General features: G+C 69.4%; 14 protein-coding genes. 10 read left to right on the top strand and 4 right to left on the bottom strand.

Features of this window, described 5'->3' with window-relative positions:
- Positions 1 to 43: 43 nt before the first annotated feature.
- Entirely contained in the window at positions 44 to 592 is a 549-nt protein-coding gene (locus tag ASC95_RS26065; protein ID WP_057300617.1) for a hypothetical protein, read from the bottom strand.
- A gap of 187 nt (positions 593 to 779) precedes the next feature.
- On the opposite strand from ASC95_RS26065, the gene ASC95_RS26060 reads away from it, so the two are divergent.
- From ASC95_RS26060 to ASC95_RS26030, 7 genes are all read left to right on the top strand, one after another.
- On the top strand, positions 780 to 1,523 hold the full coding sequence (locus ASC95_RS26060) for a Crp/Fnr family transcriptional regulator (RefSeq protein ID WP_057300616.1): 744 nt from the start codon (positions 780 to 782) through the stop codon (positions 1,521 to 1,523).
- Positions 1,524 to 1,652: 129 nt separating this feature from the next.
- A complete protein-coding gene (ggt, locus tag ASC95_RS26055) occupies positions 1,653 to 3,344 on the top strand; it encodes a gamma-glutamyltransferase (protein ID WP_235538065.1) in 1,692 nt (563 codons plus the stop codon).
- A gap of 89 nt (positions 3,345 to 3,433) precedes the next feature.
- Entirely contained in the window at positions 3,434 to 4,033 is a 600-nt protein-coding gene (locus ASC95_RS26050; RefSeq protein ID WP_235538057.1) for a TVP38/TMEM64 family protein, read from the top strand.
- A gap of 43 nt (positions 4,034 to 4,076) precedes the next feature.
- Positions 4,077 to 5,216 carry an MFS transporter gene (locus tag ASC95_RS26045; RefSeq protein ID WP_162250856.1) on the top strand — a complete coding sequence of 380 codons (1,140 nt, stop codon included), beginning with the start codon at positions 4,077 to 4,079 and terminating at the stop codon, positions 5,214 to 5,216.
- Between the two features lie 58 nt (positions 5,217 to 5,274).
- Positions 5,275 to 6,051 (top strand): class I SAM-dependent methyltransferase, encoded by a 777-nt coding sequence (locus ASC95_RS26040; RefSeq protein ID WP_057300614.1) that lies wholly within the window; start codon positions 5,275 to 5,277, stop codon positions 6,049 to 6,051.
- A 47-nt stretch (positions 6,052 to 6,098) separates the two neighbouring features.
- Positions 6,099 to 6,890 (top strand): DUF2520 domain-containing protein, encoded by a 792-nt coding sequence (locus tag ASC95_RS26035; RefSeq protein ID WP_235538056.1) that lies wholly within the window; start codon positions 6,099 to 6,101, stop codon positions 6,888 to 6,890.
- Positions 6,891 to 7,010: 120 nt separating this feature from the next.
- On the top strand, positions 7,011 to 7,565 hold the full coding sequence (locus tag ASC95_RS26030) for a protein phosphatase CheZ (RefSeq protein WP_057300612.1): 555 nt from the start codon (positions 7,011 to 7,013) through the stop codon (positions 7,563 to 7,565).
- On the opposite strand, the gene ASC95_RS26025 is transcribed toward ASC95_RS26030, so the two are convergent.
- Complete coding sequence (locus tag ASC95_RS26025; protein WP_057300611.1) at positions 7,562 to 8,383, bottom strand: zinc-dependent peptidase; 822 nt, start codon at positions 8,381 to 8,383, stop codon at positions 7,562 to 7,564. The two genes, ASC95_RS26030 and ASC95_RS26025, sit on opposite strands and share 4 nt — an antisense overlap.
- 70 nt (positions 8,384 to 8,453) lie before the next feature.
- Here ASC95_RS26025 and ASC95_RS26020 point away from each other — a divergent pair, with 70 nt between their 5' ends.
- Positions 8,454 to 9,620: a YbfB/YjiJ family MFS transporter gene (locus ASC95_RS26020; protein WP_057300610.1), complete on the top strand. Its 1,167-nt coding sequence runs from the start codon at positions 8,454 to 8,456 to the stop codon at positions 9,618 to 9,620.
- Between the two features lie 87 nt (positions 9,621 to 9,707).
- On the opposite strand, the gene ASC95_RS26015 is transcribed toward ASC95_RS26020, so the two are convergent.
- Positions 9,708 to 9,968, bottom strand: coding sequence for a hypothetical protein (locus ASC95_RS26015; protein WP_157256511.1), 261 nt, complete (start codon positions 9,966 to 9,968; stop codon positions 9,708 to 9,710).
- Positions 9,969 to 10,270: 302 nt separating this feature from the next.
- On the opposite strand from ASC95_RS26015, the gene ASC95_RS31530 reads away from it, so the two are divergent.
- On the top strand, positions 10,271 to 10,447 hold the full coding sequence (locus tag ASC95_RS31530) for a hypothetical protein (protein WP_200960207.1): 177 nt from the start codon (positions 10,271 to 10,273) through the stop codon (positions 10,445 to 10,447).
- A 39-nt stretch (positions 10,448 to 10,486) separates the two neighbouring features.
- Positions 10,487 to 10,819, top strand: coding sequence for a YXWGXW repeat-containing protein (locus ASC95_RS26010; protein ID WP_057300608.1), 333 nt, complete (start codon positions 10,487 to 10,489; stop codon positions 10,817 to 10,819).
- Positions 10,820 to 10,853: 34 nt separating this feature from the next.
- On the opposite strand, the gene ASC95_RS26005 is transcribed toward ASC95_RS26010, so the two are convergent.
- On the bottom strand, positions 10,854 to 12,056 hold the full coding sequence (locus ASC95_RS26005; RefSeq protein ID WP_057300607.1) for an acetyl-CoA C-acetyltransferase: 1,203 nt from the start codon (positions 12,054 to 12,056) through the stop codon (positions 10,854 to 10,856).
- Positions 12,057 to 12,060: the final 4 nt, after the last annotated feature.

Below are 12,060 nucleotides of genomic sequence, written 5' to 3'. Positions count from 1 at the left end.
TGGCGGCGGCTGCATGGAGCCTGGTGTGGGCGTCGGAGCGCTTCTAAGCCAGCGCGCCGCTCAGCACCGCCTGCAGCAGGAGATGGTGGTTGCGGGCCACCGCCTCGGCCGGCAGTGGCTGGACGGGCGCGGCGAGCGGCATCGGCAGCGCCGCATCGCCGCTGAGCTCCTGCCAGGTCATCAGCGCCGCCAGCACCTGCAGCGGGTGGCCCTTCGAGGCGATGCCATTGAAGACCGGCACGCCGGCGTCGCGGTCGAGCTGGCGCAGGTCGGCCTCGGCCACGCCCTGGCATTCGATGGCGTCATAGAGCTGGCCCAGCAGGCCGGCCATGTCGCGCGGGTCGCGGCGGTCGGCGGGGCCGGGGCTGGTCGCGCGAACGCGCGCCACCCGCGCGCCAAGCTCGGTGGCTGCGCGCAGGAAGGCGTCGGCCTCAAGGCTGGCGTGGTCGTCGCTGAGCAACGCCAGGTTCTTGCCGCGCAGCGGCGCACCCGGGCCGGCCCCGCGCTTGAACTGCCGAGCCCGGCCGATCAGCGTCAGCAGGTCGTCGCGTGTCAGCCCTTCCAGTGACCAGAGAGATTTGTGTTTGAGCATGGCATTGGGTGCATGTCCGGCAAGGCTAGGCGGTGCAGCGCGGGGCCGGCCTGACGCAGATCAAGCGCGCACGGCTGTTTACCAACGGTTTACCGAGCGTTACCCAGTGATGTGCACCATTGCTCGGCAGTTGTTGGCCGGTTTCTACGCTGCAGTCCATTGCCACACGCCGCCCAGGACACCCGAAATGCTGACAGCCACGATGACCTCCGCCGCCGCCCACCCCGCCTTGCGCACGTCGGCCCCCGCGCCCCAGCGCATTGCCGACACCTTGCAGGGTCTGCAAGCGCACGTGGACATCAGCCGTCGCGTCCTGCACGCCGGCGATCGCGTCTACCGCACCGGCGACGCGTTCGCCAGCTTGCACGTCATCAACTCGGGCTTCTTCAAGACCCTCAACCTCGCCGCGGACGGTCGCGAGCAGGTCGTTGGCCTGCACTTCAAGGGCGACTGGCTCGGCTTCGACGGCATTGCAACCGGCCGCTACGGTTGCGATGCCATCGCGCTGGACACCGGCGAGGTGTGGAGCGTGCGCTACGACGCGCTGCTCGCTGCCTGCGCCCGCCATGCGCCGCTGCTGGGCCTGCTGCATTCGGCCATGAGCCGCGAGATCAGCCGGGACCGCGACTCCCTGCTGTCGTTGTGCACGTTGTCGGCCGATGCCCGCGTGGCTGACTTCCTGCGCTACTGGGCCGAGGCCATGGCCCAGTGCGGCCTGCGCAGCGACCAGATCACGCTGCGCATGACGCGCGCCGAGATCGGCAACTACCTGGGCATGACGGTCGAAACGGTCAGCCGTGCGCTGACGAGGCTGGCTCGCGAGCAACTGATCGCCTTCACCGAACGCGGCCGCCGCGATATCTGTATCCCCGACGTCGCGGCGCTGGGTGCCTACGTGCAACGCGGCGTCGCCCGGACGCTGCTGCAGTGACTCAGCGCGCCGCGCGAACCAGGGGAGTGGCAAGCGCGCTGTGGCGCAGTAAGGTCGCCGTCATCGAAGGCACCCGGACGGAGCTCCCGCATGACATTGGCGTTGAAACTGCAAACGCGTTCCCTGGTGATGGTGGCCGCACTGCTCACGGCGGGCGTGGCCCAGGCGGCCTCGCAGGCCCCGGTGGCGGCCGAGAACGGCATGGTGGTCACGGCCCAGCGCCTGGCCACCCGCATCGGCGTGGACGTGCTGAAAGACGGTGGCAATGCGGTGGATGCTGCAGTGGCGGTGGGCTACGCGCTGGCGGTGGTCTACCCGGCGGCGGGCAACCTCGGTGGCGGCGGCTTCATGACCGTGCAACTGGCCGACGGTCGCAAGACCTTCCTGGACTTCCGCGAGAAGGCACCGCTGGCCGCCACGGCCAATATGTACCTCGACAAGGACGGTAACGTCATCAAGGGGCTGAGCACGCATGGCCACCTGGCGGTTGGTGTGCCGGGCAGCGTGTCAGGCCTGGAGTACGCACTGGGCAAGTACGGCACGATGAAGCGCGCCGCGGTCATCGCGCCGGCCATCCATTACGCGGAGCAGGGCTTCGTGCTCGACCAGGGCGACATCGACATGCTGCACGCCGCCACCGACGATTTCCGCAAGGATCCGGCCACTGCGGCCATCTTCCTGAACAAGGGCGAGCCCTTCCAGGTCGGCCAGAAGCTCGTGCAGAAGGACCTGGCCGCCACGCTGAAAGCCATCCGCGACAAGGGCGAGGCGGGCTTCTACAAGGGCCCTGTGGCCGCCGCCATCGTCGCCTCCAGCCAGGCGGGCAAGGGCATCCTCAGCCCCGCCGACCTCGACCAGTACAAGACGCGCGAACTGCCGCCCGTGGAATGCGACTACCGCGGCTACCACGTGGTCTCGGCGCCGCCGCCGAGTTCGGGCGGCGTCATCATCTGCGAGATCCTGAACATCCTGGAGGGCTACCCGCTCAAGGAATTGGGCTTTCGCTCCGCGCAGGCGGTGCATTTCCAGATCGAGGCGATGCGCCACGCCTACGTGGACCGCAACAGCTACCTGGGTGACCCGGACTTCGTCAAGAACCCGCTGGACCGGCTGCTCAGCAAGGACTACGCTGCCCAGTTGCGCGCGGTCATCGACCCGCACAAGGCCGGCGTGTCCAAGGACATCAAGCCCGGCGTGTCGCCGCACGAGGGCAGCAACACCACCCACTACTCCATCGTCGACAAGTGGGGCAATGCGGTGTCGGTGACCTACACCTTGAACGACTGGTTCGGCGCCCGCGTCACCGCGGCCAAGACGGGCGTGCTGCTCAATGACGAGATGGATGACTTCACCGCCAAGGTGGGCGTGCCCAACCTCTACGGCCTGGTGCAGGGCGAGGCCAATCGCATCGAGCCCGGCAAGCGGCCGCTGTCGTCCATGAGCCCCACCATCGTCACCAAGGACGGCAAGACGGTGATGGTGGTCGGCACGCCGGGCGGCAGCCGCATCATCACGGCGGTGCTGCACACGATGATCAATGTCATCGACTACGGCATGGACGTGCAGGAGGCGACGGACGCGCCGCGCTTCCACCAGCAGTGGCTGCCCGAAGCGACCAACGTCGAGGCCTTCGCACTGTCGCCAGACACGCGCAAGATCCTCGAGGGCTGGGGCCAGAAGTTCGCCGACCCGCAGCCGGCCAACCACCTCGCCAGCATCCTGGTTGGCGCGCCCAAGCTGGGCGGCAAGCCGGTGGGCAAGAACCGCTACTACGGGGCCAACGATCCGCGGCGCAATTCCGGGCTGGCGGCGGGCTACTGACCGCGCCCCGTCCCGCCGGGCGGCGCTGAACCGCGCCGGCCCGGGCCCGCCGATACTCGTGGCTCCTGCAAGCCGCCCCAGCCCCAGCGTTGAAACCGCCCGATATCGCCACCGCAGCGCCCGCGCACCAGCGCTGGCGATGGCTGGCGGTTCTGCTTTTCGTGGCGCTGCTCTGGGGCGTCGTGGAGGTCAGCGGCGTGCGCCAGCAGATCAGCCTGCACGCCGTACGCGAGGGGTTTGCCCAGCACCGGCTCTGGGGCTTTGCGGCCTTCACGGCGATGTTCGTGCTGGCCAATCTCGCGCACATCCCCGGCGCCTTCTTCCTTGCCGCGGCGGTGCTGGCCCTCGGGCCGGTGTGGGGGGCGCTGACGACCTATGTCGCGGCCTGCATCGCCTGTACGGTGACGTTTGTTGTCGTGCGCGCCCTGGGTGCCGATGCGCTGCGTGAGCTGGACAACCGGCTGGCGCGCCGCCTGTTCGCGAAGCTGGACGCCCATCCCGTGCGCAGTGTCGTGCTGCTGCGCACGGTCTTCCACTCGGTGCCAGCGCTGAACTACACGCTGGCACTGTCCGGCGTGCGGCTGCGCGACTATGTCATCGGCACGTTGCTGGGCCTGCCACTGCCCATCCTGGTCATCACGACGCTGTTCGACACGCTCGCCGTCTGGATGGGGTGGGCCGCACATTGACCCCGGCCCGGCAGGGCCTCGCGCCGCTGGCGATGATGGGGCGATGATCTCGTCCACCTCCCGCCAGCTCTGGCTGCTGGCCCTGGCCAATTTCGCCATCGGCATGGGCGCCTTCGTTGTCGTCGGCGTGTTGTCGCCGGTGGCGCAGGCTTTCGGCGTCGACCGGGCTCAAGCCGGTGCGCTGATGAGCGTCTATGCCGGCACCTATGCGGTCGCCTCGCCGCTGCTCGTGGCGGCGACTGGGAGGCTGGACCGAAGGCGGCTGATGTCCATTGGCCTGGCGTTGTTTGCGATTGGCGCTGTGTTGGCCGCTCTGGCGCCCAGCTTTGCGCTGCTGCTGGCGGCGCGCGCCGTGATGGCCCTGGGCGGCGGCCTGGTCACGCCGGTGGCCGCTTCGGTCGGCGTGGCGCTGGCCGGGCCGGGCCAGCAGGGGCGGGCCCTGGCCATCGTCTTCGGCGGGCTGACGCTGGCCCAGGTGCTGGGCATTCCGGCCGGCGCCTGGCTGGGCTACGCATTGGGCTGGCAGGCAGCCTTTGTCGTCGTTGCCGTCCTGACGTTGCTGAGCTTGGCTGCCATGGTGGTCGCCCTGCCGGCCGGCATCGCGGTGCCGGTGGCCAGCCTGAAGAGCCTGGGCGCCGTGCTGCGCAGCGGCCGGTTGATGGGCGCGGTCGCCTTCACCGCCCTCTTCATCGGCGCGCTCTACGTTTGCTACACCTTCGTGGCGCCGCTGCTGGAGACTGTTTATGGCCTAAGCCGCGACGGCGTGGCCGGCATGCTGCTGCTGTTCGGCCTGGGGGCCGTCGCCGGCAACGCGATGGGCGGCCGGCTGACCGACCGCATCGGCTCACGCCGCACGCTGGTGCTGCTGTGCCTGGCGCAGTGCCTGCTGATGCCGGCGCTGACGCTGCCGACCTGGCCGCTGGCGGTGATGGGTGCGCTGGTCTTCACCTGGAGCGTGTTCGGCTGGAGCTTCATGGTTCCGCAGCAGGCGCGGCTGGCGGCGCTGGAACCGGCCCAGCTGCCGGTGCTGTTCGCATTGAACGCCTCGGCCATCTATGTCGGGGCGACGCTGGGCGCCAGCGTTGGCGGCATGGTGCTCAAAGGCCTCGGCCTGCATGCGCTGGGCCTGTTTGGCGCCGCGCTGGCCCTGCTTGGTCTGGCGTCTTTGGCATTCCGTCGCTGACCTTGGACAGGGGCCGACGGGCACCGGATACTGCCCTTTCCACAAGGAGACCCTCCCTATGAAGACTTGGCTGATCGCCACTCTCGCCACTTCCGCCATGTTTGCTGCTGCGGGCGCACAAGCTCACGACGCCAACCCGCTGAAGGCCGCTGTCGCGGCCGACAACCGCCTGGTGGGCAATGTCGCCCGCGATGCGCAACGCCACCCCTACGAAACGCTGAGCTTCTTCGGCATCAAGCCCACCGATACCGTCGTCGAACTCGCCCCGGGCGGGGGGTGGTTCACCGAGATCCTTGCCCCCTATCTGCGCGAAGGCGGTCAGCTCTATGCGGCCGACGGCGGCAGCGCGCGCTTCAAGGCCAAGATGGATTCAATGGGCGTCTACAGCAAGGTCAAGATCACGGCCTTCGACCCGGCCAAGGGCGTGTTTGACATCGCCCCGGCCGGCAGCGCCGATGCGGTGCTGACCTTTCGCAATGTGCACAACTGGATGAACGGTGGCACGGCCCAGGCCGTCTTTGACGCGGCCTTCAAGGCGCTGAAGCCCGGTGGCACGCTGGGCGTTGAAGAGCACCGCCTGCCGGCCTCGCGCACCCAGGATCCCAAGGCTCCGAGCGGCTATGTGCAGGAGGCCGCCGTCATCAAGTTCGCCGAGAACGCGGGTTTCAAGCTTGCCGGCAGGAGCGAGGTCAACGCCAACCCCAAGGACACGGCCGACCATCCCGAAGGTGTCTGGACGCTGCCGCCGACCTATGCGCTGAAGGACAAGGATCGCGCGAAGTACCAGGCCATCGGCGAGAGTGATCGCATGACGCTGAAGTTCGTCAAGCCCTGAGAAGGCATTCGCACCTTCTTCGCCCGCGCCCACTCATGAGACATGCTGTGATCGGGTACGGCCGGCTGGCCAGGGCGCTGGTGCCGGCGTTCCGAGCGGCGGGCGAGGAGGTTGTCGTTGGTCGGCGCTCGCCGGGTGAAGGCGAGTTCGCAATGGCCGATGCCGCCCAGGCGGCCGACTGGGTCTGGCTGACAGTCCCCGACGATCAGATCGCCACGACCGCCGCCGCCTTGCCGTGGCGCGCCGGCCAACTGGGCCTGCATTGCAGTGGCGCGACGCCGCTGGCCGCGCTGGGCCCGGCGCCGGCCGCGGCAGGCTTTCACCCGTTGAAGTTGCTGGCGGGCGACGTGGGCCTTGCCGGCGTGCATGTCGGTATCGAGGCGGATGCAGCACACCGGCCTGCGCTGGAAGCACTCGCTCACGCGCTGGGTCTGGTGCCACTGGCATTGCCGTCGCCGATGACGGCCCAGGCGCGGGCGGCCTATCACGCCGCGGCCAACCTGGCCGCCAGTGGCGTGCTGGCCGTGCTGGCCGAAGCCCAAACGCTGTGGGCGACCGCTGGACTGGCGCAGGCCGAAGCGCTGCCAGCCCTGGCGCCGCTGACCCGCGGTGCGCTGGACACGGCCCTGGACCGTGGCCTGGCCGGTGCCGTCTCAGGGCCTGTCGCGCGCGGAGACGCCGGCGTGCTGAGCCGCCATCTGCAGGCGCTGGCGTCTGCCGGGCTGGACACCGACCTGCTGCTGGCGCTGGGCCGGCGCCAGCTTCTGCTGGCCGAGGAAGCCGGCCGCCTCGACGTGATGCAGGCCGCGGCTTTGCGCGCACTGCTTGCGGCGCCCTGAATTGCACCCAGCGTGACAAAGGCCGCGTTCGGCAGCGAGCTGCGGAGTTGCGTGCCGGGGAGGCGCTTCTAAACTGGTTGGAGCCCCGTCGCTGCCGCCGGGCCATTCAGGGAGTTCCACATGTCCGACGCGTCCATCCAGGCCATCATCCGGGCCGACGCCGCCCAGATCCTGCATGACGTGGTCGACGAGTTGCCCGATGCGCGCGAGCGCCTGGCCTATGTGCGTAGCATGACTGAGCAGGCCGCCACCAAGGTGCTCAACCTGGTGGAAGCCGCCCAGGACGACGCCGAGGCCGTGCGCAAGAAGGGCCGCGAGCTGTCGGACGCGCTGAACCGCCTGGCCCTGTCCAGCAACATCAGCGCCGACCGTGCCCGTGCGCTGATGAAGCTGTGCGCCGCCTACGCCGCCGATGCCGCGAGCTTTGCCGCGCGCGAGAAGTCGCTGCACACCGAGATCATGATGTCGCAGGACTTCCAGGACCTCTCGGGCCAGGTCATCAACAAGGTCAGCAAGATGCTGGAGCGCGCCGAGCCGCCGCTCAAGGATCTCGTCCAGTCCCTGCCCGCGCCGGCTGCGGCTGCCGTGTCTGCCGAACTCGGTGGCGTGCAGACGCCGGACAAGGCGCTCAAGCAGGACGACGTGGACGATCTGCTCGCCAGCCTCGGCTTCTAGTTCCAGCTCGCCGGGTCCAGCCGGTAGTAGCCACTGAGCTCGCCGTACAGCGCCGGGTGACCTGCGGCCAGCTCGATCGGCCGCTCGAAGAACAGTTCGCTGATCACCGCGAAGAATTCCGCCGGGTCGGTCGCGCCATAGGCGTCGATGAGCCCTGGCTCGCCGCGGGCCAGCCGCCAGCGCAGCGCATCGAACTCGTTTTGCATCACCGTCGACCAGCGCCGGTAAGCCTCGGTCGACGGCAGTGCCGGCGCGCCATTGGCCGGGCCGCCCGCCTGGTCGAGCTGGTGGGCGAACTCGTGAATGACGACGTTGTGCCCGTCCCCCGGCGTGGCCGCACCGCGCTTGACCTCGTCCCAGGCCAGCAGCACCTGGCCTTGGCTCCAGCTCTCGCCAGCCAGAACGCGGCGCTGGTCAGACAGCACGCCGCCCGATTCGGTCACCGGCCGGTCGACGACGAAGGCGCCGGGATAGACCAGCACCTGGCGCAGCTCCGGGTAGACGCCGCGCGCCGCGCCCAGCAGCGGCAGGCAGGCCAGGGCGGCAATGGTCACGCGAATCTCGTCCGTCACGCGCAGGCCACGGCAGCCCAGGATGGGTTTCTCGGCGAGGAAGACCTGCATCAACCCTTTCAGTCGCAGTTGCTGGCGCGCCGGCAGCCGGGACACCAGCGGCACATGGCGGCGCAGCAGTCGCCGCCAGGACTGCGGGAAGGGGCGGCTGGCGATGCGCTCGCGGCGGCGGCGCACCCACAGCGGCCACAGCGCGATACCGGCGGCGGCGAGCAGGACGAGGCTGAAACAGACGAGCAGGGGCATGGCCGACAACTGGGTGCGGCCGCGCGCTTTGCAAGCTGCGGCAAAACCCGCGGCTGGTACAACCCGGGTCATGCCCAGCCCAACAGCCGCCCGTCTGCACGCCTGGCAGGTACTGCTGGGCGGTATCTGCGCGCTGGTGCTCACCATCGGGCTGGCGCGCTTTGCCTATACGCCGTTGTTGCCGCAGATGCAGGCTCAGGCGGGCCTGGGCGTCGCCGACGGCGGGCTGTTGGCTGCCATCAATTACGCGGGCTATATGAGTGGCGCGCTGCTGGCGGCCTGGATCGAAAGCCCGGCCTGGCGCCAGCGCCTGTACAGCTGGGGCCTGCCGCTGGCCTTGCTCATCACCGCCCTGATGGGCTGGAGCACGAACTTCGGCGTCTGGGCGTTGTCGCGCTATGTCGGCGGCCTGTGCGGTGCGGCCGGCATGCTGCTGGGCTCGGGCCTGGTGCAGGGCTGGTTGATCCGGTCGGGGCGCCGGCCCGAGCTGGGCATCTACTTCATCGGCCTGGGCCTGGGCATCGTCGTGTCGGCCCTGGGTGCCATGAGCATGACGCAGCAGGATCTGGGCTGGGCCACGCAATGGCAGGGCTTTGCCTTGCTTGGCCTGGTCTTTCTGGTCCCGGCATGGGCCTGGCGCCCGCCGGTGCCGCCGGTGGCCGCGAAGTCCGCGTCAGGCGCGGCACCGAGCCGGCGCTGGATGCTGCTCATGGTGGCCGCCTATTTCTGCGCCGGCTGGGGCTTTGTCATCAATGCGACCTTCACAGTCGCCATCGTCGAGAAGCAGCCTGTGCTGGCGGGACAGGGCCCCTGGGCCTGGTTGCTGGTGGGCTTGGCGGCGACGCCGGCGGTCTTCGTCTGGGACCGCATCGCGCGGCGCACCGGCGATGTCGGTGCGCTGTTGATTGCCTATGGCGTGCAGATCGTCGGTGTGCTGCTGCCGGTGCTGGCCGGAGGGCTGGTGGCGGCGCTGGCCGGCGCGCTGCTTTACGGCGCGACCTTCATCGGCATCGTCAGCCTGACGCTGGCCCTGGTCGGCCGGCGTTCACCGGCCAACCCGGGCAAGGCGATGGCTCGCCTGACACTGAGCTACGGCGTGGCCCAGATCAGCGCGCCGGCGCTGACGGGGCGAATGGTCGAGGCCAGTGGTCGCTTCGACGCCGCGTTGTGGCTGACGGCCGCCGTGCTGGCGGCCGGCATGCTGGCCCTGGCGGGCGTGCTGCGCGAGCCGCGCTGATTCGGGCTCACTTGCCGGCGGCGTGTCGGGGTTGGCAGCTGCTTGCTGAACCGGCTGGGCTTTGATCGGCCGCCGGGGCGGCGCGCATCAGGACCCCGGCTTTCCGGTCTGGCCGGCGCGGATGTTGCGGGCGCCGGCCTCCACGCTCTCGACGGTGCGGCGGTCGGCCTCGCGCTGTTCGGCGGTGCGGCAGCGCTTCGTCGGCAGGATGGTGCCAGTGCGGGTCTCGCGGTCGCAGACCACGTTCTCGTCGGCGGCGGCCACCGCGGCGTCCTTGGCCGGCGCGGGCGTGGTGGAGGCGCAGGCGGCCAGCACCAACGGTAGTAGGCTCAGCAGGAGTCGTTGCATGTGAAAGGTCGGTGGTGAAGCGCCGGAGAATACCCGCGCCTGGCAATCCAAGCCCGTGACATGAGGCACATGCTGAAAGCCCTGATGGTCGTTTTGAGCATCGGCCGGGGCCCTGGCTCAGCGGGAGGCGAAACGGGTCGATGGACCGGTCCTGCGCGCGGCGCGAGCGCTGGCTCAAGGGACCATTGCATGGGGCTCCAGACACAGTCCGCCACGGAGTAACTCTGTGTGACGCCGTCATCCGCCGGGCTCGTCCGGCGGTTAGTGGTGCACGGCCGCGCTTTTGTGGCCTGGAGTACCTCATGAAACGACTGGCCCTGGCCATTGCGCTGATTTCTACCGCCCTGCTGTCGGGTTGCATCATCGTGCCGGCCCGCCACGGCGGCTACCACCGGGACGGCTATTACCGGGATGGCGGCCACCAACGTGACGGCGGCTACTACCGCGGCAGCGTCTACGTTCAGCCTGGCCCGAGGTAACCGAATGGACCGCCTCCCTGAGGCGGCCTGGAGATTCCGATGAAACGACTCACTCTGGCGTTCGCCCTGGCTTCATCTTCACTGCTGTCGGCCTGCGTGGTCGTGCCTGCCCATCGCGCCGGCTATTACGACGGCGGCTCGACCATCGTGGTCGACGCGCCGCCTCCCGCGCCTTATGCCGAGGTCGTGCCCGTCACGCCCTATCCGGGCGCGGTCTGGGTCAATGGCTACTGGGGCTGGAGCGGCGGCCGTCACCACTGGGTGCCCGGCTATTACGAGCGTCCGCGCGCCGGCTATCGCTACGAGCCGCATCGCTGGGACAACCGGGGCGGCCGCTGGCATTTGCGTGCGGGTGGCTGGATCAGGATGTAGGGCCTTCGCGAACCATGCCGGCGGGAGACAGGCCCTAGACCCGCTCGATGATGGTGGCGATGCCCATGCCGCCGCCAACGCAAAGCGACACGGCGCCGGTGTGGAGATCGCGCCGCTCGAGTTCATCGAGCAGCGTGCCCAGCAGCATGGCGCCGGTCGCGCCCAGCGGGTGGCCGAGGGCAATCGAGCCACCATTCACGTTGACGCGGTCCAGGTCCAGGCCGAGATCGCGCGCCGTCTTCATCGGCACGGCGGCGAAGGCTTCGTTGATTTCCCACAGGTCGATGTCGCGAGCCTGCATGCCGGCCTGGCGCAGGGCCTTTTGGCATGCCGGCGTCGTGCCGGTCAGCATGATGGTCGGCTCGCTGCCGACGACGGCGGCCGCCCGGATGCGAGCGCGGGGCTTCAGCCCGGACGCTTCCCCGCCAGCCTTGGAACCCACCAGCACCAGGGCCGCGCCGTCGACGATGCCCGATGAATTGCCGGCATGGTGGCGGTGCTCAATGGTTGCGACCTGCGGATATTTGCGCAGCGCCAGAGCATCGAATTTGGCGCCGAGCTTGATGAAGGACGGGCTCAGCGCGGCCAGCGTGCCCGCCGTCGTCTGCGGGCGGATGGTTTCGTCCTCGGCCAGCAGCAGCGCACCGGTTTCGTCGTGCACCGGCACCAGCGCGCTTGCGAAGCGTCCTTCGGCGCGTGCCGCGGCAGCACGCTGGTGGGAGCGCGCTGCGTAGGCATCGAGCTCGTCGCGCGTGAAGCCTTCCAGCGTCGCGATCAGGTCGGCGCTGATGCCCTGTGGCACGAAGCCCACCGCATTGACGACCCGCTCGTCCAGCATCCAGGCGCCGCCATCGCTGCCCATGGGCACGCGGCTCATGCTCTCGACACCGCCGGCGGCGACCAGGCGCTCGAAACCGCTGGCCACCTTGGCCGCGGCGAGGTTGACGCTCTCCAGCCCCGAGGCGCAAAAGCGCGATTGCGTGACGCCAGCCACCGACTGCGCCCAGCCGGCATCCAGCACGGCGATGCGGGCGATGTCGCCGCCCTGCTCGCCGATGGGCGTCACGCAGCCGAGGATGACGTCGTCGACCAGGGCCGTGTCAAGCTGGGTGCGCTGCTGCAGGGCCTGTAGCACGCTGCGCACCAGCCAGATGGGCGTAGCCGCATGCAGTGAACCATCGGGCTTGCCCTTGCCGCGCGGTGTGCGGCAATGGTCGTAGAGATAGGCGTCGAACATTGCG

The sequence above is a fragment of the Pelomonas sp. Root1217 genome, assembly GCF_001425705.1.
Classification (GTDB): Bacteria; Pseudomonadota; Gammaproteobacteria; order Burkholderiales; family Burkholderiaceae_C; genus Pelomonas.
Note: the sequence above shows the minus strand (reverse complement) of the source record. Positions and strands in the feature narration are given on the sequence as shown.